The following is a 25,097-nucleotide window of genomic DNA, read 5'->3' as shown; positions in this document are numbered from 1 at the left end:
TCCGGCGGATTTGAACAGGGTGGTTCTTGACTAAACAAAAAAATTCAAGATAAGGCGCAGCGCGGGCGATCGCCACCCCACATGAGCGCGAGAGCACTGCGGCACGACTTTGCAGGCGAGCGGGAAAGCCTACCGCCCACACACCGCGCACGATCTCAGAAATAGCTACAAACCCTGTAGGAACAAGCTGCATTGACCCAAACAAGCAAATCGCAGGCATAAAAAAGGGCGACCCGAGGGTCGCCCTTTTTACCGATCAAACAGAACTCAGTTCTGCTTGGCCATTGCTTCGCGCAGCAGCGCAGCCATGGTGGTGTCGGCAGCCGCTTCCGGAGCGTTTTTCAGGCTCTGGATGGCTTCGCGCTCTTCAGCGTCGTCCTTCGACTTGATGGACAGGCTGATGACGCGGGACTTGCGGTCGACGCTGATGATCTTGGCTTCGATCTCTTCGCCTTCCTTCAGCACGTTACGGGCGTCTTCAACGCGGTCACGGCTGATTTCGGAAGCTTTCAGAGTAGCTTCGATGTCGTCGGCCAGGGTCACGATAGCGCCCTTGGCGTCAACTTCCTTGACGATACCCTTGACGATAGCGCCCTTGTCGTTGACAGCAACGAAGTTGGAGAACGGATCGTCTTCCAGCTGCTTGATGCCCAGGGAGATGCGCTCGCGCTCTGGGTCAACCGACAGGATGACGGTTTCCAGCTCGTCGCCCTTCTTGAAGCGACGCACGGCTTCTTCGCCGGCTTCGTTCCAGGAGATGTCGGACAGGTGAACCAGACCGTCGATGCCGCCGTCCAGGCCGATGAAGATACCGAAGTCGGTGATCGACTTGATGGTACCGGTGATCTTGTCACCCTTGTTGAACTGGCCGGAGAAGTCTTCCCATGGGTTCGATTTGCACTGCTTGATACCCAGGGAGATACGACGACGCTCTTCGTCGATGTCCAGAACCATGACTTCCACTTCGTCGCCAACCTGAACGACTTTCGACGGGTGGATGTTCTTGTTGGTCCAGTCCATTTCGGAAACGTGCACCAGACCTTCAACGCCTTCTTCCAGCTCAGCGAAGCAGCCGTAGTCGGTCAGGTTGGTGACGCGAGCAGTCACGCGAGTGCTCTCTGGGTAACGGGCTTTGATAGCAACCCATGGGTCTTCGCCCAGTTGCTTCAGGCCCAGCGAAACGCGGTTGCGCTCGCGATCGTACTTCAGGACCTTGACGTCGATCTCGTCACCAACGTTGACGATTTCCGACGGGTGCTTGATACGCTTCCAGGCCATGTCGGTGATGTGCAGCAGACCATCGACACCGCCCAGGTCAACGAACGCACCGTAGTCGGTGAGGTTCTTGACGATACCTTTGACCTGCTGGCCTTCCTGCAGCGATTCCAGCAGAGCTTCGCGCTCGGCGCTGTTTTCGGCTTCCAGGACGCTGCGACGGGAAACGACAACGTTGTTGCGCTTCTGGTCCAGCTTGATGACCTTGAATTCCAGCTCTTTGCCTTCGAGGTGGGTGGTGTCGCGCACTGGGCGGACATCAACCAGGGAGCCCGGCAGGAACGCACGGATGCCGTTAACGTCGACAGTGAAGCCGCCTTTAACCTTACCGTTGATAACGCCCTTGACCACTTCTTCAGCAGCGAAAGCAGCTTCCAGAACAATCCAGCACTCGGCGCGCTTGGCTTTCTCACGGGACAGCTTGGTTTCGCCGAAGCCGTCTTCGACCGCGTCCAGCGCAACGTGAACTTCGTCACCGACCTTGATGGTCAGTTCGCCAGTTTCGTTGTAGAACTGCTCGAGCGGGATGACACCCTCGGACTTCAGGCCAGCGTGTACGGTAACCCAGTCGCCGTCGATGTCGACAACGATACCGGTGATGATTGCACCCGGCTGAAGATTGAGGGTTTTCAGGCTTTCTTCAAAGAGTTCTGCAAAGCTTTCGCTCATTTTAATTCCTGTAGATTCGGGCGAAAAAGACGCCCATAGCCACATTCCAGACAATGTGGGTTTCGTTAAGTTAAGAAGCGCTGGCAGGACGTTGACTGGTGCCCCTGCCCGCTCTCCTCTCCATCAGGCCAGGTCGCGCAGGGCGAGCTCGCTTCTGATGCGTTGCAGCACCTGCTCGATGGACAACTCCGTGGAATCCAGCTGAATGGCATCGGCCGCCGGCTTGAGCGGGGCCACTGCGCGCTGGGTGTCACGCTCATCGCGCGCACGGATCTCATCTAGCAGACTTGACAGACTAACATCTTCACCCTTGCCCTTCAACTGCAGGTAACGGCGACGAGCACGCTCCTCGGCACTGGCGGTGAGGAACACCTTGAGCGGCGCGTCGGGGAACACCACGGTGCCCATGTCACGACCGTCGGCGATCAAACCTGGGGCTTCGCGGAAGGCGCGCTGGCGCTGCAGCAGCGCTTCGCGCACGGCCGGCAACGAGGCGACCATCGAGGCGCCAGCGCCGACGGTCTCGGTACGGATGACGTGGCTGACATCCTCGCCCTCGAGAATGATCTGCTGCAGCTTGCCCGGCTCGGCGGCGATGAACTGCACATCCAGATGGGCGGCCAGGGCCTTGAGCAGCTCTTCGTTGGTCAGGTCGACGCCATGGTTGCTGGCGTTGAACGCCAGCAGGCGGTACAGGGCGCCGGAATCAAGCAGGCGCCAGCCCAGCTCGCGGGCCAGCAGGCCCGCCACGGTACCCTTGCCCGAGCCGCTGGGCCCGTCGATGGTAATGACCGGTGCTTGCGAATTCACGACTTGCCCTCTTCGGCGACGCGGATGCCGACTTCCTTGCACAGCGCCAGGAAGTTGGGGAACGAGGTGGCGACGTTGGCGCAGTCATGGATCACGATCGGCGCGCTGGCACGCAGCGAGGCGATGCTGAAGGCCATGGCGATACGGTGGTCGCCGTGGCCGTGCACTTCGCCGCCGCCGATCTGGCCGCCGTCGATGATGATGCCGTCCGGGGTCGGCTCGCACTTAACGCCCAGGGCGATCAGGCCGTCGGCCATCACCTGGATGCGGTCCGACTCCTTGACCCGCAGTTCTTCGGCACCGCGCAGCACGGTGCGCCCTTCGGCGCAGGCGGCGGCGACGAACAGTACCGGGAACTCGTCGATGGCCAGCGGCACGAGGTGCTCGGGGATATCAATGCCCTTGAGCTTGGCGCCACGCACGCGCAGGTCAGCCACCGGTTCGCCGCCGACTTCACGCTGGTTTTCCAGGGTGATGTCGCCACCCATCAGGCGCAGGATGTCGATCACGCCGGTGCGGGTCGGGTTGATGCCGACGTGCTCCAGGACCAGCTCGGAACCCTCGGCGATGGACGCTGCCACCAGGAAGAACGCCGAGGAGGAAATGTCCGCCGGCACTTCGATGCGGGTAGCGGTGAGCTTGCCACCGGACTGCAGGGAGGCCACCGGACCGTTCGACTCGACCGCGTAGCCGAAGCCGCGCAGCATGCGCTCGGTGTGGTCACGGGTCGGCGCAGGCTCGGTAACGGTGGTGGTGCCTTCGGCGTACAAGCCAGCCAGCAGCAGGCAGGATTTGACCTGGGCGCTGGCCATCGGCAGCGTGTAGTTCAGCGCCTTGAGCTTGTGGCCACCACGGATGGTCAGCGGCGGACGGCCTTCAGGGCCGGTCTCGACCACAGCGCCCATTTCGCGCAGCGGATTGGCCACGCGATTCATCGGGCGCTTGGACAGCGAGGCGTCGCCGGTCATGGTGGTGTCGAACGGCTGCGCCGCCAGCAGGCCGGACAGCAGGCGCATCGAGGTACCGGAGTTACCGACATACAGCGGCCCGGGTGGCGGCTTGAGGCCGTGCAGGCCAACGCCATGGATGGTCACGCGGCCATGGTGCGGGCCTTCGATGACCACGCCCATGTCACGGAAGGCCTGCAAGGTGGCCAGGGCGTCCTCGCCCTCGAGGAAACCTTCCACCTCGGTGGTGCCTTCGGCCAGCGAGCCGAGCATGATCGAGCGGTGGGAAATCGACTTGTCGCCAGGTACGCGGATCCGTCCGGACACGCGGCCACCCGGTTGGGCCAGGAAAATCAGATCGTTGGCGTTCATAGCGTCCACATAGGCCCGGCGGGCCAGGATTTTACTGAAATGCTCGCGGGCAACCCGGGCGCGGGTGAACACACCCAGCAGTTGGTGCCCGTCCCCAGCATCGACCGCGTCGCGCAAGGCATCGAGGTCGCTGCGAAATGTATCGAGAGTGCGCAGGACCGCCTCGCGGTTGGCGAGGAAGATGTCGTGCCACATGATCGGGTCGCTGCCGGCGATTCTCGTGAAATCGCGAAAGCCCCCCGCAGCGTACCGGAAGATCTCCAGGTTTTCATTGCGCTTGGCCAGCGAATCGACCAGGCCGAAGGCCAGCAGGTGCGGCAGGTGGCTGGTGGCGGCCAGGACTTCGTCATGGCGCTCCACCGGCATGTGCTCGACATCGGCGTCCAGCGCGCGCCAGAGGCGGTCGACCAGGAGCAGCGCTTGCGGGTCGGTTTCCGGCAGCGGTGTAAGGATGACCTTGTGGCGACGGAACAGCGCGGCATTGGAGGCTTCCACGCCGCTTTGCTCGGAACCGGCGATCGGGTGCCCGGGCACGAAGCGCGGCAGGCGCTCGGCGAACGCTTCGCGCGCTGCGCGCACGACGTTGCCCTTGGCACTGCCCACGTCGGTGATCACCGCGTCACCCAGGTCGAGCTGGGCCAGCCGGGCCAGGACTTTCTCCATGGCCAGGATCGGCACCGCCAGCTGGATGACATCGGCGCCGACACAGGCGGCGGCGAGATCTGCCTCGCAACGATCGACCACGCCCAACGCCACGGCCTGCTTACGCGACTCGGCATCCAGGTCGACACCGACCACTTCGCGGCACAGGCCGCTTTCACGCAGGCCCTTGGCGAAGGAGCCGCCGATCAGGCCGAGACCGACCACGACCAGGCGACCGACAATCGGTGCGGATTTGTTTGTTACAGCATCAACCACGAGTGCGAACCCTGTTCAGAAATCAAGACAGCCTGTAAGCCCATCGCGGGACAAGCCCGCTCCCACGAGGCCCGCGATGAACCTTGAAACATACGTCAGAGCACCGCCTTCGGATACGAACCCAGCACCTTCAGCGCCACAGCCTCCTGGCTGATCTGCTCCAGCACCGCCTTGATCAGCGGATCGCGGTGATGGCCGACGAAGTCGATGAAGAACACGTAGGTCCACTTGCCGCTGCGCGACGGACGGGTCTCGATGCGCGTCAGGTCGATGCCGTTCTCGTGGAACGGTACCAGCAGTTCATGCAGCGCGCCCGGCTTGTTGCTCATGGAGACGATGATCGAAGTCTTGTCGTCGCCGGTCGGCGGTACTTCCTGGCTGCCGATCATGAGGAAGCGCGTGGAGTTGTCCGGGCGGTCCTCGATCTTCTCGGCCAGGCGGGTCAGCCCGTACAGGTTGGCCGCCATGTCGCCGGCGATCGCCGCCGAATTCCACTCGCCCTTGACCCGCTTGGCCGCCTCGGCGTTGCTGGAGACAGCCACGCGCTCGACGTTCGGGTAATGGGCGTCCAGCCACTTGCGGCACTGGGCCAGCGACTGGGCATGGGAATAGATGCGGGTGATGCTGTCGGTCTTGGTGTTCTCGCCCACCAGCAGGTGGTGGTGGATACGCAGCTCCACCTCGCCGCAGATGACCATGTCGTGCTCGAGGAAGCTGTCCAGCGTGTGGCTGACCGCGCCCTCGGTGGAGTTTTCCACCGGCACCACGCCGAAGTTGACGGCACCGGCCGCCACTTCGCGGAACACCTCGTCGATGGCCGCCATCGGGCGGCTGACCACGGCGTGACCGAAGTGCTTCATGGCCGCCGCCTGGGTGAAGGTGCCTTCCGGACCGAGGTAGGCGACTTTCAGCGGCTCTTCCAGGGCCAGGCACGAGGACATGATCTCGCGGAACAGCCGCGCCATCTCTTCGTTGTCCAGCGGCCCCTTGTTGCGCTCCATGACGCGCTTGAGCACTGCGGCTTCACGCTCGGGGCGATAGAACACCGGCGCCTCGCCTTCGGCCAGCGACGCGGTCTTGACCTTGGCCACTTCCTGGGCGCAACGGGCGCGCTCACTGATCAGCTCGAGGATCTTCTCGTCGAGGCTGTCGATGCGCACGCGCAGGGCCTTGAGTTCCTGGTCGGACATCAGCCGTGCTCCTTCTCGAATTCAGCCATGTACTGCACCAGCGCCTCGACAGCCTCCAGGCCCAGGGCGTTGTAGATCGAGGCGCGCATGCCACCGACCGAACGGTGCCCCTTGAGGTTGAGCAGGCCACGGGCGTCGGCGCCGGCCAGGAAGGCCTTGTCCAGGCGCTCGTCGGCCAGGCGGAACGGCACGTTCATCCACGAACGGGCGTTGTGGCTGATCGGGTTGGTGTAGAACGCGCTGCTGTCGATGAAGCCGTACAGGCGGTCCTTCTTGGCGCGGTTGCGCTGCTCCATGGCCTCGACGCCACCCTGCTCCTTGAGCCATTCGAACACCAGGCCCGAGAGGTACCAGGAATAGGTGGCCGGGGTGTTGTACATCGAGCCGTTGTCGGCCGCGATCTTGTAGTCGAGCATGGTCGGGCAGCTGCTGCGGGCGTGGCCCAGCAGGTCTTCACGAACGATCACCACCACCAGGCCGCTGGGGCCGATGTTCTTCTGCGCGCCGGCGTAGATCATGCCGAACTGCGACACGTCGATCGGACGCGAGAGGATGTCGGAGGACATGTCGACCACCAGCGGCACGTCGCCGGTCTCGGGCACCCAGTCGAACTGCAGGCCACCAATGGTCTCGTTGGACGCATAGTGCACATAGGCTGCGTTCTTGGTCAGCTGCCACTCGTTCTGGCCCGGGATGGCCAGGTAGTCGTAAGGCTTGGCGCTGGCGGCGACATTGACGCTGCCGAAGCGACGCGCTTCCTCGATGGCCTTCTTCGACCAGATGCCGGTCTCGATGTAGTCGGCGGTGCCGTTCTCCGGCAGCAGGTTCAGCGGGATCTCGGCGAACTGCTGGCTGGCGCCGCCCTGCAGGAACAACACCTTGTAGTTGGAGGGGACGGACAGCAGGTCGCGCAGGTCCTGCTCGGCCTTTTCGGCAATGGCCACGTAGTCGTCGCTGCGATGGCTCATTTCCATCACCGACAGGCCCTTGCCGCGCCAGTCCAGCATTTCGGCCTGGGCACGCTGCAGGACAGCATCGGGAAGCGCGGCGGGGCCGGCGCAGAAGTTAAAGGCTCGTTTGCTCACATCCACTCTCGCTCTGCCAAATAGAACAAATCGTAACTCACAGACCCCGCCAACCCGGTGTAGGAGCGGCCTCGTGTCGCGATAGGGCTGCGCAGCAGCCCCCGACATTTTGCAGCGCCGCTGAAACCTCGGGGCAGCTTCGCGCGCCTTTCGCGACACAAGGCCGCCCCTACAGGAAGCGGGCGTTGCCTGTTCCAATCAGTCAAACGGGGCGACCTTGGTCGCCCCGTTCGGGTTGTTGCTTCGGTTATTCCTGAGGTGCCTCTTCGGCGCCTGCGTTGCCCTCGTCCACCGCATCGAGCGGGGTGCCCTCCTCGTCCGTCTCGACCAGGTCGTCGAGTTCTTCCTCGGATGGCTCCTGGACACGCTCCAGGCCTACCAGCGTTTCGTCGGTGGCCAGCTTGATCAGCGTAACACCCTGGGTGTTACGGCTCAGGCTGGACACTTCGCCGACCCGCGTGCGCACCAAGGTGCCCTGGTCGGAAATCAGCATGATCTCCTCGCCTTCCTGCACCTGGATGGCGCCGATCAGCAAGCCGTTGCGCCCCTTGGTACCCATGGCGATCACGCCCTGGCCACCACGGCCGCGACGCGGGAACTTGGACAGCGGGGTGCGCTTGCCGAAGCCACGCTCGGAGGCGGTGAGGATCTGCGCGCCGGACTCGGGAATCAGCATGGAGATGATCTGCTGGCCCTTGCCCAGTTTCATGCCGCGTACGCCACGGGCGGTACGACCCATTTCGCGCACCACGCTCTCGGCGAAGCGAATCACCTTGCCGGCGTCGGAGAACATCATGACTTCCTTGGCGCCGTCGGTGATGGCCGCGGCGATCAGGGTGTCACCCTCCTTGAGCTTCAGGGCGATCAGGCCGTTGGAGCGCGGACGGGCGAACTGCACCAGCGGGGTCTTCTTCACGGTGCCGGAGGCGGTGGCCATGAAGATGTAGGCGCCAGTCGGTTCGGCGACCCACTCAGGGGTGTCGCCGTCTTCCTCGTCGATCTCTTCGACTTCCACCAGCTCGCCTTCGATCACGCTGTCGTCGCTGTCTTCCAGCTCCTCGTCGGGATCTGCGTGCTGTTGCAACGCCTCCAGGTCGACCTGCAGCATGGCGGTGATGCGCTCACCCTCCTCCAGCGGCAGCAGGTTGACCAGCGGACGACCGCGGGCGGCGCGGGAGGCCTCGGGGATTTCGTAGGTTTTCTTCCAGTACACCTTGCCCTTGCTGGAGAACAGCAGAAGGGTGGCGTGGCTGTTGGCGACCAGCAGGTGCTCGATGTAGTCCTCGTCCTTGACGCCGGTAGCCGACTTGCCCTTGCCGCCGCGGCGCTGGGCCTGGTAGGCGGACAATGGCTGGGTCTTGGCGTAACCACCGTGGGAGATGGTCACCACGCGCTCTTCTTCCGGGATCATGTCGCCGTAGTTGAGGTCGTGGCTGGCGTTGAGGATCTCGGTGCGGCGGGCATCGCCGTACTCGGCACGGATCGCTTCGAGTTCTTCGCGGATCACTTCCATCAGGCGCTCGGCGCTGCTGAGGATGCGGATCAGCTCACCGATCTGCTCGAGGATCTCCTGGTACTCGGCCAGCAGCTTCTCGTGCTCCAGGCCGGTCAGGCGGTGCAGGCGCAGCTCGAGGATGGCCTGGGCCTGCTCCGGCGACAAGTAGTACTTGCCTTCACGCAGGCCGTACTGCTCCGGCAGGTCTTCCGGACGGCAGGACTCGGCGCCGGCGCGCTCGACCATGACCTGCACCGCGCTGGACTCCCAGGCGGTGCTGATCAGTGCTTCCTTGGCTTCGGACGGGGTCGGCGAAGCCTTGATCAGGGCGATGACCGGATCGATGTTGGACAGCGCGACCGCCTGGCCTTCAAGGATGTGGCCACGCTCGCGGGCCTTGCGCAGCTCGAACACGGTGCGGCGGGTAACCACTTCGCGACGGTGGCGAACGAACGCCTCGAGCAGGTCCTTGAGGTTCAGCAGGCGCGGGCGACCGTCGATCAGGGCGACGATGTTGATGCCGAACACGCTCTGCAGCTGGGTCTGCTGGTAGAGGTTGTTGAGCACCACCTCCGGCACCTCGCCGCGACGCAGCTCGATGACGATGCGCATGCCGTCCTTGTCGGACTCGTCGCGCAGCTCGGTGATGCCTTCGATCTTCTTCTCTTTGACCAGCTCGGCGATCTTCTCGATCAGACGCGCCTTGTTCAGCTGGTACGGCAGCTCGGTGACGACGATCTGCTGGCGGCCACCGACCTTGTCGATGTCCTCGATCTCGGAACGGGCACGCATATAGATGCGGCCACGGCCGGTGCGATAGGCCTCGATGATGCCCTGGCGACCGTTGATCAGGCCGGCGGTAGGGAAGTCCGGACCCGGGATGAACTGCATCAGTTCATCGACCGTGATGTCGGAGTTGTCGATCAGCGCCAGGCAGCCATCGATCACTTCGCCGAGGTTGTGCGGCGGGATGTTGGTGGCCATGCCCACGGCGATACCGCTGGAACCGTTGACCAGCAGGTTGGGAATCTTGGTCGGCATGACCGCCGGGATCTGCTCGGTGCCGTCGTAGTTGGGCACCCAGTCGACGGTTTCCTTGTGCAGGTCGGCCAGCAGCTCGTGGGCCAGCTTGGCCATGCGCACTTCGGTGTATCGCATGGCCGCGGCGTTGTCGCCGTCCACCGAACCGAAGTTGCCCTGGCCATCGACCAGCAGGTAGCGCAGCGAGAAAGGCTGGGCCATGCGCACGATGGTGTCGTACACGGCTGTGTCGCCGTGCGGGTGGTACTTACCGATCACGTCACCGACCACACGGGCGGATTTCTTGTACGGCTTGTTCCAGTCGTTGCCCAGTTCGCTCATCGCATACAGAACGCGACGATGCACGGGCTTCAAGCCGTCACGCGCATCGGGCAGCGCTCGCCCGACAATAACGCTCATCGCGTAGTCGAGGTAAGACTGTCTCAGTTCGTCTTCGATATTGACCGGGAGGATTTCTTTGGCCAGTTCGCCCATGAGAAGCCTGATTCCTTTTTCTGGTGAAACTTCGCCTGATCCCTCGAAGGACGAACGAAGCTCGCCGCCGCAGCGCATATAGGGTGCGACGACTTACGACAAATCAATGAGTTGTGCCATGGATCTGCGCAATGAAGGCCACCGCAAAGAGCAGCCTTGGAAACTGCCGGATGGTATCACAAACACGGGACGCATGGGAGATGTGGCAGGTTGCCTTGCAGCGCCATCCAAACGGGTGAAAAAACGCCTCAATGGAGGCGTTTTCGGCACATCAACTGGGCGATTTTCGCTGTGTCCGGGCGTTCGACCACGCCCTTCTCGGTGACGATCACGTCGATCAGGTCCGCCGGGGTGACATCGACCACCGGGTTGTAGGCCTCGACGTCGGCCGTCACCTGGATGCCCGCCACTTCCAGCAGCTCTTCTTCGCCACGGGTCTCCAGCGGGATATCCTCGCCGGTGGCCAGGTTCAGGTCGATGCTGGTGCTCGGCGCCACCACCATGAAGCGCAGACCGTGGTGCATGGCAGTCACCGCCATCTGGTAGGTGCCGATCTTCGCCGCCACGTCGCCATTGGCGGCGATGCAGTCGGCGCCGACCACCACCCAGGTGATGCCCTTGGTCTTCATCAGGTGACCCATGGCCGCGTCGGCGACCACGGTCACCGGCACGCCGTCGGCGGCCAGCTCCCAGGCGGTCAGGCGCGAGCCCTGCAGCCAGGGCCGCGACTCGCAGGCGTAGACCTGCTCGACCATGCCTTCCAGGGTGGCGGCGCGGATCACCCCCAGGGCGGTGCCGAAGCCGCCGGTGGCCAGGGCTCCGGCGTTGCCATGAGTGAGCAGGGCCTGCTCGCTGCCCTGGTGGCGGCGGATCTGCTCGACGCCAAACTGGGCCATGGTCAGGTTGGCCTCGCGGTCGCTTTCGTGGATGGCCACCGCCTCGGCCTCCATCACCGCCAGCACGTCCTCACCAGGGCGCAGGCGCTGCAGGCGTTCGCGCATGCGGTTGAGCGCCCAGAACAGGTTGGCCGGGGTCGGGCGCGCCTCGCCCAACAGCATGAAGTCTTCTTCGAGGGATTCCTCCCAGCCGTCGCCCTCAGCCAGCCGCCGGCGCAACGCCAGCACCAGGCCATAGGCGGCGCAGATGCCGATCGCCGGGGCGCCGCGCACGGCCATGTCGCTGATCGCCTCGGCCACCTCGGACGCCTCGGCGCAAGCCAGCCAGCACTGTTCCAGCGGCAGCAGGCGCTGGTCGAGCAGGTACAGCACGCCGTCGCGCCACTCGATGCCCGTCACCGTCTCCGCCGCCATCAGTTGCTCGCGCATCGCCTCTCCCCGTCGCCCTGGCATCAAAAGCCGGCGATTATAGCGACCCTCAGCCGCAGACGCTCGGGTATACTGCGCGTTTAGCCGAACCGACCCAGGTAAATGCCGAGCATGCCCACCGCCACTCCCCTTCTCGACCTGCTGCTTGTACCGGACTGGCTGGTCCCCGTGGAGCCGGCCGGCGTGGTCCTCGAAGGCCATGCGCTGGGTGTGCTGGACGGCCGGATCGCCTGGCTCGGCCCCCGCGAGCGGGCGCCCCGGGCCCGGGAGGTGCGCGAACTGCCCGACTGCGTGCTGACGCCCGGGTTGGTCAACGCCCATGGTCACGCCGCCATGGCCCTGTTCCGCGGCCTGGCCGACGACCTGCCGCTGATGACCTGGCTACAGGAGCACATCTGGCCGGCCGAGGGCCGCTGGGTGGACGAGGCCTTCGTGCGTGACGGCACCGACCTGGCCATCGCCGAGCAGCTCAAGGGCGGCATCACCTGCTTCGCCGACATGTACTTCTTCCCCCGCGAGGCCTGCGACCGGGTGCACCAGAGCGGCATCCGCGCGCAGATCGCCGTGCCCCTGCTGGACTTTCCGATCCCCGGCGCGCGCACCCCGGACGAGGGCCTGCACCTGGCCATCGAGCTGTTCGGCGAGCAGCGCCACCACCCGCGCATCACCGTTGCCCTCGGCCCGCACGCGCCGTACACGGTCAGCGATGCAACCCTGGAGAAGATCCGGGTAATCGCCGACCAGCTCGACGCGCCGCTGCACATGCATATCCACGAGACTGCCGGCGAAGTCGAGCAGGCGCTCAAGGACAACGGCGAGCGCCCGCTGGCCCGCCTCGCCCGCCTGGGCCTGCTGGGACCGAACCTGCAGGCGGTGCACATGACCCAGGTCAGCGACGAGGATCTGGCCCTGCTGGTAGAAAGCAACACCAGCGTGGTCCACTGCCCCGAGTCCAACCTCAAGCTGGCCAGCGGCTTCTGCCCGGTGGAGCGCCTGTGGCAGGCCGGGGTGAACGTGGCGGTAGGCACCGACGGCGCCGCCAGCAACAACGACCTCGACTTGCTCGGCGAAACCCGTACCGCCGCGCTGCTGGCCAAGGCCGTCGCCGGCTCGGCCACCGCCCTGGACGCCCACCGGGCGCTGCGCATGGCCACGCTCAATGGCGCCCGGGCACTGGGGCTGGAGGCGACGACCGGCTCGCTCGAGGTGGGCAAGGCCGCCGACCTGGTCGCCTTCGACCTGTCGGGGCTGGCGCAGCAACCGGTGCACGACCTGGTCTCGCAACTGATCTACGCCACCGGCCGCGATTGCGTGAAGGACGTCTGGGTCGCCGGCCACGCCCTGGTGCTGGACCGCCGCCTGACACGGATGGACGAGCAGGCCCTGGCCGCCAATGCCCGCGCCTGGGGAGCCCGCATCGGCGGGCGCAACGAATAACCGGGCGCCAGCCATGGCTGGCGCCCCGTGACACTTTCATAGAAGCTTCAGAGGACTGTTCAGATGAGCAACGTCGACCACGCCGAAATCGCCAAGTTCGAAGCCCTGGCCCACCGCTGGTGGGACCGCGAGAGCGAATTCAAGCCACTGCACGACATCAACCCGCTGCGGGTCAACTGGATCGACGAGCGCGTCGCCCTTGCCGGCAAGAAGGTGCTGGACGTCGGCTGCGGCGGCGGCATCCTCAGCGAGGCGATGGCCCAGCGCGGCGCCACCGTGACCGGCATCGACATGGGCGAGGCGCCACTGGCGGTGGCCCAGCTGCATCAGCTGGAGTCCGGCGTGGCAGTGGAATACCGGCAGATCACCGCCGAGGCCCTGGCCGAGGAGATGCCCGAACAGTTCGACGTGGTCACCTGCCTGGAGATGCTCGAACACGTGCCCGACCCTTCGTCGGTGATCCGCGCCTGCTACCGCATGGTCAAGCCGGGCGGCCAGGTGTTCTTCTCGACCATCAACCGCAACCCCAAGGCCTACCTGCTGGCGATCATCGGCGCCGAGTACATCCTCAAGATGCTGCCGCGCGGCACCCATGACTTCAAGAAGTTCATTCGCCCCTCCGAGCTGGGCGCCTGGAGCCGCGCCGCGGGTCTCGAGGTCAAGGACATCATCGGCCTGACCTACAACCCGCTGACCAAGCACTACAAGCTGAACAACGACGTCGACGTCAACTACATGATCCAGACCCTGCGCGAGGAATGAGCATGCGCCTGCGAGCAGTACTCTTCGACATGGACGGCACCCTGCTGGACACGGCGCCCGACTTCATCGCCATCTGCCAGGCGATGCTCGCCGACCGCGGCCTGCCGGCCATCGACGACGCGCGCATCCGCGAAGTGATCTCCGGCGGCGCCCGCGCCATGGTCGCCGCGACCTTCGCCATGGACCCCGAGGCCGACGGCTTCGAGGCCCTGCGCCTGGAGTTCCTCGAGCGCTACCAACGCGACTGCGCGGTGCACAGCAAGCTGTTCGACGGCATGCCGGAGCTGCTGGCCGACATCGAGAAAGGCAACCTGCTGTGGGGCGTGGTCACCAACAAGCCGGTGCGTTTCGCCGAGCCGATCATGCAGCGCCTGGGCCTGGCCGAGCGCTCGGCCCTGCTGATCTGCCCGGACCACGTGAAGAACAGCAAGCCCGACCCCGAGCCGTTGATCCTGGCGTGCAAGACCCTGGACCTGGACCCGGCCAGCGTGCTGTTCGTCGGCGACGACCTGCGCGACATCGAGTCCGGCCGCGACGCCGGCACCCGCACCGCGGCGGTGCGCTACGGCTATATTCATCCAGAGGACAACCCCAACAACTGGGGCGCCGACGTGGTGGTGGACCACCCGCTGGAACTGCGCAAGGTGATCGACAGCGCGCTGTGCGGCTGCTGAAGAACCAACAGTCATAGACGCCCGTGGGAGCGGGCTTGCCCCGCGAGGCTGCCCGCCCCAGGCAATGATGGTGTCCGCCCTGACGCCATCGCGGGGCAAGCCCGCTCCCACGGAGCTATGCCATCAACAGGGAACCCGTTATGTTCGACTACACCGCCCGCCCCAACCTCCTTCAGGGCCGGATCATCCTGGTCACCGGCGCCGGCCGCGGCATCGGCGCCGCCGCCGCCAAGGCCTACGCCGCTTTGGGCGCCACCGTGCTGCTGCTGGGCAAGACCGAGGCCAACCTCAACGAGGTCTACGACCAGATCGAGGCCGCCGGCCATCCGCAGCCGGTGGTGATCCCGTTCAACCTGGAAACCGCCCTGCCCCACCAGTACGACGAACTGGCGGTGATGATCGAGGAGCAGTTCGGCCGCCTCGACGGCCTGCTCAACAACGCCTCGATCATCGGCCCGCGCACGCCGCTGGAGCAGCTGTCGGGCGACAACTTCATGCGCGTGATGCACATCAACGTCGACGCCACCTTCATGCTGACCAGCACCCTGCTGCCGCTGCTGAAACTGTCGGAGGACGCCTCGGTGGTGTTCACCTCCAGCAGCGTCGGGCGCAAGGGCCGGGCCTACTGGGGCGCCTATGGCGTGTCGAAGTTCGCCACCGAGGGGCTGATGCAGACCCTGGCCGACGAGCTGGAAGGGGTGGCACCGGTGCGCTCGAACAGCATCAACCCGGGCGCCACGCGCACGGCGATGCGCGCCCAGGCCTACCCGAGCGAAAACCCGCAGAACAACCCGCTGCCCGAGGACATCATGCCGGTGTACCTGTACCTGATGGGGCCGGACAGCAAGGATGTGAACGGGCAGGCGCTGAACGCGCAGTAAGCCTTGCGTCGACTGATCCGGCCTTTTCGCGGGTAAACCCGCTCCCACAGGACCGCATATCCCTCAAGGGCAATGACAATCCTGTGGGAGCGGGTTTACCCGCGAAAGGCCGGCATGGTCAAACAAGCGCCTCAGCCCGCCGCCAACGCCGGGCGCATACGCCCCTGCTGACGCCCTTCGAGCTGCATGCAACGCTCCAGGAACAGGAACATGCAGTCGTAGCTCTTGCAGATCGCCCGACGCAGCTCGGTGCGCAGTCCCAGCGTCGGGCTCTCGCCTGCCAGGGTGCAGATGATCTCAAGCGCCTCCCACGGATGCGCGTCATCGTACTGCGCATGCATCTTCAGCCACTTCATCGCGCGCTTGCGGGTGTCCTCGGGGAAGCCCTGGGCGTAGGTATCCTCGGCGCAGACCACCGCCGACCACTCGCCAGTAGCGCCTTCGATGGCGTAGTTGGTGGCCGCCATGGCGATGGCCAGCGACTCGGTGGCGCACACTCGCCAGCACCAGTCATTGAGGCCGTTGAGCTCCGGCGGCACCTCCTGGGACTGCAGTTCATGCAAGTGGATACCGTGCGCCTGGCACCAGTTCACCCAGTAGTCGGCATGGTTGAGCTCGACCCGGATGTTGCGCATCAGCCAGCGGCGCGCCATGTCTTCGCCGGGGTGTCGGGCGTAGCGGGTCTTGGTGAGGTTGTGGGCCATGTAGAGGGAGAACTGCTCGACCACCGGCCAGCCGCCGATCAGGTACTGGCGGATGGTCGACTGCTTGAGCTGGCCATCGCGCAGTCGCTGGTAGAACTCATGCTCCACTACCCGGCGCTTGCTTTCGCGGCAATCCTCTATCAGTTGTTGGGCCCACTGCGGATAACTGGCCGGATCCATCAATGGTCCGATCCTTACGAACGCGTCGATCACTGTCAGCTCCTTGATTCCCTGTGATTTCCGGGCGTTGTTCAGCGAAAGGTCCCCGGCGCCCGGTGCAGAAGGGGCCTCGCGGCAATCCGTTGGCGCTGCAGGCTGTCGCAGGTGAAGACCTGCGGGCGTTCGATGAGGTATCCCTGGGCGTAGTCCACGCCGATCTCCTGCAAAGCCTGCTCGATCAGCGGCGTCTCGACGAACTCGGCAATGGTCCGCTTGCCCATGACGTGGCCGATGTGATTGATCACTTCGACCATCGCCCGGTTGATCGGGTCATCGAGCATGTCCTTGACGAAACTTCCGTCGATCTTCAGGAAGTCTACAGGCAAATGCTTCAAATAGGCGAATGACGACATTCCGGCGCAGAAGTCGTCGAGGGAGAATTTGCAGCCCAGTCCTTTCAATTCATTGATGAATCGGATCGCGCTGCCCAGATTGGCGATGGCGCTGGTTTCAGTAATTTCAAAACAGATCAGCCGTGGCGGGATGTCGAACTCGCCGAACAGCCGTTGCAGGTACTCGAGGAACTTGTCATCGCCAATGCTCGAGCCCGATAAATTGATGGCACACATCGCCAGGGGGCCCTCGCGACCTTCATCCAGGCACTGGCGGATCACTTGGAACACGCTGCGCACCACCCAGCGGTCGAGCGCGGTCATCAGGCCATAGCGCTCCGCCGCGGGAATGAAGCTGTCGGGCAGGATGGTGCGCCCGCTTTCGTCGTGCAGGCGCAGGAGGATCTCGATATGACCGGGGCCCTCGTGGGGGTGCAGGGGCGCGATCTCCTGGGCGTAGAGGCAGAAGCGGTTCTCTTCCAGCGCCACGTGCAATCGCTGGATCCAGGCCATCTCACCAAAGCGCATGGACAGCTCGCTGTCGTCGGCGTGATACACCTGGACCCGGTTGCGGCCCTTCTCCTTGGCCATGTAGCAGGCCATGTCCGCCGCGCGCAACGATGCCTCCAGGGTGCTGGGCACCTGGGCGATGTGTACCAGGCCGAGGCTGACCGTGGTCACGAAGGGCCGCCCCTTCCACACGAAATGCAGGCTCTGCACGGCCTGGCGCAACTGCTCGGCAATCCGCTCGGCCTGCTCCGGCGGGCAGTTCTCCAGAAGCACGCCGAACTCGTCGCCACCCAGGCGCGCCAGGGTGTCGCCCTCGCGCAGGCCCGACTGCAGCACCGCGCAGATATGCCGCAGCAGCTCGTCGCCTGCGGCATGGCCACAGGTATCGTTGACCAGCTTGAATTGGTCGAGGTCGAGGAACATCAGCGAATGGCGCCCAGCCTGGCGGGCCAGGCCGTTGAGCGCCTGCTCCAGGCGATACTCGAACTCCCGGCGGTTGGCCAGCCCGGTCAGTGCATCGTGGGTCGCCTGCCAGGACAGGTTGGCGATGTACTGGCGCTCCTGGGTCATGTCGTGCAGCACCACGACGATGCCACTGACTTGCCCTTCGGTGAGGATGGGCGAGCCCACCAGGTTGACCGACACCGTGCTGCCGTCCAGGCGCTGGATCAGCCGGGCATGCTCGGCGCCGCCCTTGAGGCTGCCGCTGAGCACCTGCTCGACCAGCGTCAGGCTGTCGCCCTCGGCGTTCTCGTCGACCAGGCTGAACAGCGCCGCCAGCGGCAGGCCCTGGGCCTGCACCGCCTGCCAGTGGGTCAACTGCTCGGCGGCCGGGTTCATGTAGCTGATGCAACCGTCGACATCGGCGGTGATCACCGCGTCACCAATCGACTCAAGGGTGATCTGCGCCCGCTCCTTCTCCTCCTGCAGCGCACTGGCAAACGCCTGGCGCTGGGCCAGCAGCTTGCTCGAACGGCGCCAGGCCATGGCGATCAGGAACAGCGCGGTGGCCAGGTTGGTGAGCATCAGCACCTTGAGCAGCATCCGCGAGCCTTCGCCCAGGGCATCGCTGAACGCCTTGGCGGCGGGGGTCACACCGTCATTGATGGCGACGATGCGCGCCTTCCAGTTGGCTACTTGGTGCGGGTCGATCACGCCGCCGGCGAAACCTTCGCGCATCTGCTGGGCCAGCACGTCGAGCTGGCGCAGGTAATCGTCACCGATGTCCCAGTAATCGATGGCGGTTTCCATATAGCTGATATGACGGAAATTGCGGTAGAACCAGATGATCCGGGCGACGTCCTCGGGGTGGTTGCCACCCTGCAGCACCCCCTGGCGCGCCGCCTCCAGGTCCGGCTCGGGTCGGTCCAGGGCCAGGCGCAGGTTGTGGTCGCCCTGGGGCACCAGGATCGCCCGGCGGTAGCGGGCGTAGGTCAGCGGATCGCGGTCGTCGGCATAGAGATTGAGATAATAGATGGCGTCCTTCTGCGCCTTGGACCACAGGCTCTCGCCCGCCACGTAGGCGCGCACGGCGGACAATGCATAAAGGCTCAGACTGCCCAGCAGTACCTGGAAAACCACAACCGCGACGAAGGGCCAGATGATGCCCAGCAGCCTTGGCGCTTCGAGAGTCCGATTTCCCTTCATGTAATCCCTGTCATGGCGGCAGATAAGGCACGAATCGACCTAGACAAGCACAGCGTAGGCCATTTGCCATGCCTGTGGCGTGGTTTTTGATGACAGGGAATAGGTGGTGAAGCCCTTTCGCGGCACAAGGCCGCTCTCATGGAACAAACACAACTCTTTGATTTGACTGGGGCAGCGTGGGAGCGGGCTTGCCCCGCGATGCGGCGTTTGGCACCGGCTTCGCCGGTGATCGCGGGGCTAGCCCGCTCCCACGCTGAAACTCTGCTCCCTGCGCGACAGCGTAGCCCGAAAGGCTGGGCGATCACCTACACGGACGTAGGTGGCTCAGATCTGCTGCAGATGGCCGTAGAGCTTGGCGTACAGGCCGCCCTCGGCGATCAGCTGCTGGTGGCCGCCGTCCTCGGCCACATGGCCGCCGTCGAATACCAGCACGCGGTCGGCCTGCTTCACCGCCGACAGGCGGTGGGCGATGATCAGCGTGGTGCGGCCGCTGAGGAACCGCGCCAGGGCCTGGTGCAGGTTGTACTCGGTGGCGGCGTCCAGCGCCGAGGTGGCCTCGTCGAGAATGACCACCTTGGGCTCGGCCAGCACCATGCGGGCGATCGCCAGGCGCTGGCGCTGGCCGCCGGACAGGCGCACGCCGGAGCGCCCGACGATGCTGTCCAGGCCCTGGGGGAGCGCGGCGATGGTGGCGTCCAGCTGGGCGATGCGCAGCGCCTGCCAGCAGGCATCGTCGCTGCAATCGCGGCCCATGGTCAGGTTGGCGCGCACGCTGTCGTTGAACAGCGACGGGTGCTGCAGCACCACCGCGACGTTCTCGCGCAGGGTCTCCAGGCCGATCTCCTGCAGGCTGGCACCGCCGAAGCGAATAGTCCCGGCCTGGGCGCTGTACAGCCCCAGCAGCAACTGCACCAGGGTGCTCTTGCCGCCGCCGCTGGCGCCGACGATGGCCACTTTCTCGCCCGGGGCGATGGCCAGGTTCAGCTGGTCGAGCACCGGCTCGTCGGCGTAGGCGAAGCGCAGGTCGCGCACCTCGATGCCGACCGTGTCGCGCCCGGCGAACGGGTCGCTGGCCGCCGGGTACTGCGGCTCGTCGGCCCGTGCCAGCAACTCGTTCAAGCGGCTCAACGCGCCGCCCGCGGCGTAGTAGGCGTATTGCAAGTTCAGCAACTGCTCCACCGGGCCGATCATGAACCACAGGTAGCTGAACACCGCCAGCATCTGGCCGATCGACAGGTCGGAGAACAGCACGGTGAGCATCGCCGCGGCACGGAAGATGTCGATGCCGAACTGGAACAACAGGCCGCTGGCCCGGCCACTGGCGTCGCTCTTCCACTGCGAGGCCACCGCGTAGTCGCGCACCTCGCGGGCACGCAGCCCCAGACGACCGAGAAAGTAGCCCTGGCGGTTGCCGGCACGGATCTCCTGGATCGCATCGAGGGTCTCGGTCAGCGCCTGGGTGAAGCGCGCGGTGCTGTCGTTCTCGAGTTTCTTCAGGTGCTTGACGCGCTTGCCCAACTGCACGGTAAAGAAGATCACCAGCGGGTTGAACAGCAGGATCAGCAGCGCCAGCTGCCAGTGCATCCAGATCAAGATGGCGGCGGTGCCGGTCAGCGTCAGCACCGCCACCAGGAAACGGCTGAGGGTTTCACCGACGAACTTGTCGAGGGTATCCAGGTCGGTGACCAGATGGGTGGTGACCGTACCGCTGCCCAGGCTTTCGTATTCCTTGAGCGAAATACGCTTGAGCCGCTCGATCAGGCGGATGCGCAGGCGGTAGACGATGTCCTTGGCCAGGCCGGCGAACAGCTTGGCCTGGACCACGTTGAACGCCAGCGCCGCCAGGCGCAGGCCCAAGGTGGCGCAGAGCATAAGGCCGATGTAGCCCGCGGCCACCTGCCAGCCCGCAGGCAGGAAGTTGTTCATCCACTTCAGTGCGGCGTCGCCATGGCCCAGCAGCACTTCGTCCACCAGCAGCGGCAGCAGCAAGGGAATGGGCACGCTGCACAGGGCGGCGAGCACGGCCACCAGGTTGGCGGTCCACAAAGCCTTCTTGTGGTGCAGGGCCAGGCGGCGGATTTCCGACCAGCTCAGGCGATCGGGCACAGCGGGGGACTTCCCTGGCACAGGGTCTGGCGACCCTGGCAGGTCAAGCACAGGCGGCCTGCTGCAGCCAGCGGCCGAGCAGCGGCTGCAGGCTGTCCAGCGACTGGTAGCCGTTGGTCAGCAACGCCAGCTGGCCATTGCGCTCGGCCAGCAGCGTGGGAAAACCAGCGATGCCCAGGTCCTGTACCCAGCCGAAGTCGGCGCTGGTGGCGGTGCGGGTATCGGCACTGGTGAATCGCTGCGAGAACGACTCGCGGTCGAAACCGGCCTGTTCGGCCAGCTCCACCAGCTGCGGGGCGCGGGTGACATCCAGCCCCTGCTCGTAGAACGAGCGCTGGATCAGCGTGAGCAGCGTCCAGGCCCGTTCATCGTCCAGCTCGCGCGCCGCGACCAGCGCGCGGCACGCAGGCTCGGTGTCGTAGACGAAGCCGTCGGGCATCGCGCCGTCGAAGCGGAACGGCTGCCCGGTGGCGTCATGCACCGCCTGCCAGTGCTCGAGGATGTACTTGCGGGTCGAGGCATCCAGGGCGCTGCCGCCGCTGCGCAGGCCACCGGGCACCAGGCGGGTGACGACACCCGCCTCACGGGCCTGGGCGATCAGCGCCTCGGCCACCGGGGCGAAGCCCCAGCACCAGGAGCACATCGGGTCCATCACATAGAGCAGGCGTGCGGACATGCATCAAGCCTCGGCTTTGTAGTTGTAGCCGATCGGGTGTGGCTGGTTGCGCGCCTTGGCCAGTTCGATCTGCTTCTGGCGGTCGATGGCGCTGCGCCGGGTCTTCTCGCTCAGGCTGTCCCAGCAATGCGGGCAGCTCACGCCTGGCGAATAATGCTCCGACTCCCGGTCCTTCACATCGATCGGGTGGCGGCAGGCATGGCACTGGTCGTACTCGCCCTCGCTCAGGTCGTGACGCACCGTGACCCGGTTGTCGAAGACGAAGCAGTCGCCGTCCCAGAGGCTTTCTTCCTGGGCTACTTCCTCGAAGTATTTCAGGATGCCGCCCTTAAGATGATAGACGGCTTCGAAGCCCTCACCGAGCATGTAGCTGGAGGCCTTCTCGCAGCGGATGCCTCCGGTGCAGAACATGGCGACCTTCTTGTGCTTGCTCGGGTCGAAGTTGGCCTTGATGTAGTCGGGAAACTCGCGGAAGGTCTCGGTCTTCGGGTCGATGGCGCCCTTGAAGGTGCCGATGGCCACTTCGTAGTCGTTGCGGGTGTCGATCAGCAGCACTTCCGGATCGCTGATCAAGGCGTTCCAGTCTTTCGGATCGACGTAGGTGCCGACCGCCTTGTTCGGGTCCACGCCCGGCACGCCGAGGGTGACGATCTCTTTCTTGAGCTTGACCTTGGTGCGGTAGAACGGCTGCTCGTCGCAGTACGATTCTTTATGGTCGACATCCACCAGGCGTGGGTCGCTGCGCAGCCAGGCCAGCAGCGCGTCGATGCCTTCGCGGGTGGCCGAGACGGTGCCGTTGATGCCTTCGTTGGCCAGCAGCAGGGTGCCTTTGACGCCGTTGTCGGCCATGGCCTTGAGCAGCGGCTCGCGCAGTTCGACGTAGTCTTCCAGGGTGACGAACTTGTACAGCGCCGCCACGACGATCGGTTGGGTCATTGCGTTGAATCTCCAGGTGGTCACCCTCGTAAGGGGCGGACCGGAATGACAAATGCAATCATGGCGACGCCATCGCGGGGCAAGCCCGCTCCCACGCTGCGCTCAGTGGCTGGCGTGGGAGCGGGCTTGCCCCGCGATGGCGTCGACAGGATGTCTGTGAGGCGTGCAGTCTACCAGAATCCCGGAAAGGATTCAGTGCCCGCCGCCGGCGCACACCGGCGAGGCAGGCGCCGCGCCGACCGCCGCCCATTCCTCGGGCGTGTAGGTGTGGATCGCCAGGGCGTGGATCTCGCCCATCAGATCACCCATGGTGGCGTAGACCTTCTGGTGGCGCTTGACGCTGTTCAGCCCGGCGAACTGCTCGCTGACCAGCACCGCCTTGTAGTGCGTCTCCTGGCCACGGCTGTGCATGTGGCTTTCGTTGCGCACTTCGAGGTGGTCGGTGCCCAGCGGCGCCAGCTGCTGTTCGATGCGTTGCTGCATGTTCATCGCGTCAGGCTCACTTCTTCGCCGGAGCGGCTGCCTTGCCGGCGCTCGGGTCGAGTTCCTTGGTCATGTCGTCGAGCAGCTTGTTGACCACCGGCACCGCCGGTTCCAGGCTCTGCTGGGTCAGCTGGGCCGACTGCTGGGTGACCTTGGGCATCTCGCGCAGGACTTTCTTGCCCAGCGGCGACTCGTAGAACTTGACCAGGTCGTTCAGCTCGGCCTCGGTGAAGGTCGCGGTGTACAGGTCGACCATCTTCGGCTTGAGCTTCTTCCAGCCGATGGCGTTGTCCAGGGCAGCGTTGGCCTTGGCCTGGTAGCTGTCGAGCACGGTTTTCTTGGCGGCCGGTGCCTTGGTCTGTTCGAAACGCTGGGCGAACATCTGCTGGACCTGCATGTACACCGGGGTGCCCAGCTTGTCGGCATTGGCCAGGGTCAGGAATTTCTCGGCGGCGGCATTGTGGCTCGCGGTGGCGGCGAGTACCTGACCGCTGGCACAGGCCAGGGCAACGGCGGCAAAGAGGACACGAAGACGGGTCATTGCATTTCCTTCAAGAAAGGGAGGCGAGTACCTCAGGGTAGAGCATTCTGCGCCGTGATGGCGAAGTGCTCAAGTGGCACGACGAGCGACTGAACCGCTGTGTCGAATCAGGGCCTAAACTGCGATTTCGGACTACAAAGGAGTGAGCGCAGCATGAGCCGTATCGAGACAGACAGCCTGGGCCCGGTCGAAGTTCCAGAGGACGCCTACTGGGGTGCGCAGACCCAGCGTTCGCTGATCAACTTCGCCATCGGCAAGGAGCGCATGCCGCTCGCGGTGCTACACGCCCTGGCACTGGTCAAGAAAGCCGCTGCCCGGGTCAACGACCGCAACGGCGACCTGCCCGCCGACATCGCCCGGCTGATCGAGCAGGCCGCCGACGAAGTGCTTGCCGGCGACCACGATGACCAGTTCCCGCTGGTGGTGTGGCAGACCGGCAGCGGCACCCAGAGCAACATGAACGTCAACGAAGTGATCGCCGGGCGCGCCAACGAGCTGGCCGGCAAGGGTCGCGGCGGCAAGCTGCCGGTGCACCCCAACGATCACGTCAACCGCTCGCAGAGCTCCAACGACTGCTTCCCCACCGCCATGCACATCGCCGCGGCCCAGGCCGTGCACGACAAGCTGCTGCCGGCGATCGCCGAGCTGTCGGCGGGGCTGGCCGAGCTGTCGGCGCGCCACACGCACCTGGTCAAGACCGGGCGCACGCACATGATGGACGCCACGCCCATCACCTTCGGCCAGGAGGTCTCGGCCTTCGTCGCCCAGCTCGACTACGCCCAGCGCGCCATCCGCGCGACGCTGCCGGCGGTCTGCGAGCTGGCCCAGGGCGGCACCGCCGTGGGCACCGGCCTCAACGCCCCGCACGGTTTCGCCGAAGCCATCGCCGCGGAGCTGGCGGCGCTGTCCGGCCTGCCGTTCGTCACCGCGCCGAACAAGTTCGCCGCCCTCGCCGGCCACGAGCCGCTGACCAGCCTGGCTGGCGCGCTGAAGACCCTGGCCGTGGCCCTGATGAAGATCGCCAACGACCTGCGCCTGCTGGGCTCCGGCCCGCGCGCGGGGCTTGCCGAGGTACGCCTGCCGGCCAACGAGCCGGGCAGCTCGATCATGCCTGGCAAGGTCAACCCGACCCAGTGCGAGGCGTTGTCGATGCTGGCCTGCCAGGTGCTGGGCAACGACGCGGCGATCGGCTTTGCCGCAAGCCAGGGCCACCTGCAGTTGAACGTGTTCAAGCCGGTGATCATCCACAACCTGCTGCAGTCGATCGAGCTGCTGGCCGATGGCTGTCGCAACTTCCAGCAGCACTGCGTGGCCGGTATCGAGCCGGATGCCGGGCAGATGGCCGCGCACCTGGAGCGCGGGCTGATGCTGGTGACGGCGTTGAACCCGCACATCGGCTATGACAAGGCGGCGGAAATCGCCAAGAAGGCCTACAGCGAGGGCAAGACCCTGCGCGAGGCGGCGCTGGAGCTGAAGTACCTGACCAACGAGCAGTTCGACCAGTGGGTAAGGCCGGAAAACATGCTGGCGCCTGGCGGCAAGGGCTGATCCGGTGGCCTCATCGCGGGGCAAGCCCGCTCCCACGCCA

19 protein-coding genes are annotated in these 25,097 nt (G+C 65.2%); 5 read left to right on the top strand and 14 right to left on the bottom strand.

All coding sequences use genetic code 11. The annotated features are described in order from the left end of the window. Positions 1–267: 267 nt before the first annotated feature. The 7 genes from rpsA to mtnA form a co-directional block, all read right to left on the bottom strand. Complete coding sequence (gene rpsA / locus HU735_RS06070) at positions 268–1,944, bottom strand: 30S ribosomal protein S1 (RefSeq protein ID WP_046856619.1); 1,677 nt, start codon at positions 1,942–1,944, stop codon at positions 268–270. Between the two features lie 123 nt (positions 1,945–2,067). Continuing rightward, positions 2,068–2,754, bottom strand: coding sequence for a (d)CMP kinase (gene cmk / locus HU735_RS06065; RefSeq protein ID WP_028690823.1), 687 nt, complete (start codon positions 2,752–2,754; stop codon positions 2,068–2,070). Next, positions 2,751–4,958 carry a bifunctional prephenate dehydrogenase/3-phosphoshikimate 1-carboxyvinyltransferase gene (locus HU735_RS06060; RefSeq protein WP_346655352.1) on the bottom strand — a complete coding sequence of 736 codons (2,208 nt, stop codon included), beginning with the start codon at positions 4,956–4,958 and terminating at the stop codon, positions 2,751–2,753. Before HU735_RS06060 ends, cmk begins: the two co-directional genes overlap by 4 nt. 128 nt (positions 4,959–5,086) lie before the next feature. Beyond that, a complete protein-coding gene (gene pheA / locus HU735_RS06055) occupies positions 5,087–6,181 on the bottom strand; it encodes a prephenate dehydratase (protein ID WP_028690825.1) in 1,095 nt (364 codons plus the stop codon). Then, positions 6,181–7,266: a 3-phosphoserine/phosphohydroxythreonine transaminase gene (gene serC / locus HU735_RS06050; RefSeq protein WP_050704611.1), complete on the bottom strand. Its 1,086-nt coding sequence runs from the start codon at positions 7,264–7,266 to the stop codon at positions 6,181–6,183. Before serC ends, pheA begins: the two co-directional genes overlap by 1 nt. A gap of 247 nt (positions 7,267–7,513) precedes the next feature. Further along, positions 7,514–10,276, bottom strand: coding sequence for a DNA gyrase subunit A (gene gyrA / locus HU735_RS06045; RefSeq protein ID WP_186712796.1), 2,763 nt, complete (start codon positions 10,274–10,276; stop codon positions 7,514–7,516). Positions 10,277–10,524: 248 nt separating this feature from the next. After that, positions 10,525–11,601: an S-methyl-5-thioribose-1-phosphate isomerase gene (mtnA, locus tag HU735_RS06040; RefSeq protein ID WP_186712795.1), complete on the bottom strand. Its 1,077-nt coding sequence runs from the start codon at positions 11,599–11,601 to the stop codon at positions 10,525–10,527. Positions 11,602–11,712: 111 nt separating this feature from the next. On the opposite strand from mtnA, the gene HU735_RS06035 reads away from it, so the two are divergent. From HU735_RS06035 to HU735_RS06020, 4 genes are all read left to right on the top strand, one after another. Then, positions 11,713–13,038: a TRZ/ATZ family hydrolase gene (locus HU735_RS06035; protein ID WP_186712794.1), complete on the top strand. Its 1,326-nt coding sequence runs from the start codon at positions 11,713–11,715 to the stop codon at positions 13,036–13,038. Positions 13,039–13,101: 63 nt separating this feature from the next. Continuing rightward, entirely contained in the window at positions 13,102–13,800 is a 699-nt protein-coding gene (ubiG, locus tag HU735_RS06030; protein ID WP_050704607.1) for a bifunctional 2-polyprenyl-6-hydroxyphenol methylase/3-demethylubiquinol 3-O-methyltransferase UbiG, read from the top strand. A gap of 2 nt (positions 13,801–13,802) precedes the next feature. Next, entirely contained in the window at positions 13,803–14,474 is a 672-nt protein-coding gene (mupP, locus tag HU735_RS06025; RefSeq protein ID WP_102684341.1) for an N-acetylmuramic acid 6-phosphate phosphatase MupP, read from the top strand. Positions 14,475–14,614: 140 nt separating this feature from the next. Beyond that, complete coding sequence (locus HU735_RS06020; RefSeq protein ID WP_186712793.1) at positions 14,615–15,355, top strand: YciK family oxidoreductase; 741 nt, start codon at positions 14,615–14,617, stop codon at positions 15,353–15,355. 131 nt (positions 15,356–15,486) lie between these two features. Here the strand turns inward: HU735_RS06020 and HU735_RS06015 are convergent, their stop codons facing one another. The 7 genes from HU735_RS06015 to HU735_RS05985 all read right to left on the bottom strand — a co-directional run bounded on the left by HU735_RS06015 (position 15,487) and on the right by HU735_RS05985 (position 23,509). Then, a complete protein-coding gene (locus HU735_RS06015) occupies positions 15,487–16,272 on the bottom strand; it encodes an iron-containing redox enzyme family protein (protein WP_186712792.1) in 786 nt (261 codons plus the stop codon). Positions 16,273–16,310: 38 nt separating this feature from the next. Beyond that, complete coding sequence (locus tag HU735_RS06010; protein ID WP_186712791.1) at positions 16,311–18,767, bottom strand: EAL domain-containing protein; 2,457 nt, start codon at positions 18,765–18,767, stop codon at positions 16,311–16,313. Between the two features lie 324 nt (positions 18,768–19,091). Then, on the bottom strand, positions 19,092–20,924 hold the full coding sequence (locus HU735_RS06005; RefSeq protein WP_186712790.1) for an ATP-binding cassette domain-containing protein: 1,833 nt from the start codon (positions 20,922–20,924) through the stop codon (positions 19,092–19,094). Then, positions 20,917–21,549: a DsbA family protein gene (locus HU735_RS06000; protein ID WP_186712789.1), complete on the bottom strand. Its 633-nt coding sequence runs from the start codon at positions 21,547–21,549 to the stop codon at positions 20,917–20,919. Before HU735_RS06000 ends, HU735_RS06005 begins: the two co-directional genes overlap by 8 nt. 3 nt (positions 21,550–21,552) lie before the next feature. After that, positions 21,553–22,485 (bottom strand): rhodanese-related sulfurtransferase, encoded by a 933-nt coding sequence (locus HU735_RS05995; RefSeq protein WP_186712788.1) that lies wholly within the window; start codon positions 22,483–22,485, stop codon positions 21,553–21,555. 192 nt (positions 22,486–22,677) lie between these two features. Further along, complete coding sequence (locus HU735_RS05990; RefSeq protein ID WP_186712787.1) at positions 22,678–22,974, bottom strand: BolA family protein; 297 nt, start codon at positions 22,972–22,974, stop codon at positions 22,678–22,680. A 10-nt stretch (positions 22,975–22,984) separates the two neighbouring features. Continuing rightward, positions 22,985–23,509, bottom strand: a complete 525-nt coding sequence (locus HU735_RS05985) for a DUF2059 domain-containing protein (protein ID WP_050704598.1) — start codon at positions 23,507–23,509, stop codon at positions 22,985–22,987. 153 nt (positions 23,510–23,662) lie between these two features. Between HU735_RS05985 and HU735_RS05980 the strand changes: the two genes are divergently transcribed. Then, the gene (locus HU735_RS05980; protein ID WP_050704597.1) at positions 23,663–25,057 is read left to right on the top strand and encodes a class II fumarate hydratase; all 1,395 of its coding nucleotides are present in this window, start codon (positions 23,663–23,665) and stop codon (positions 25,055–25,057) included. Positions 25,058–25,097 lie beyond the last annotated feature (40 nt).

This window comes from Pseudomonas sp. BW16M2 (genome assembly GCF_014268865.1).
Taxonomy (GTDB): domain Bacteria; phylum Pseudomonadota; class Gammaproteobacteria; order Pseudomonadales; family Pseudomonadaceae; genus Aquipseudomonas; species Aquipseudomonas peradeniyensis.
The sequence above is the reverse complement of the archived record's forward strand: the minus strand, read 5'-3'. Positions and strand labels throughout refer to the sequence as shown.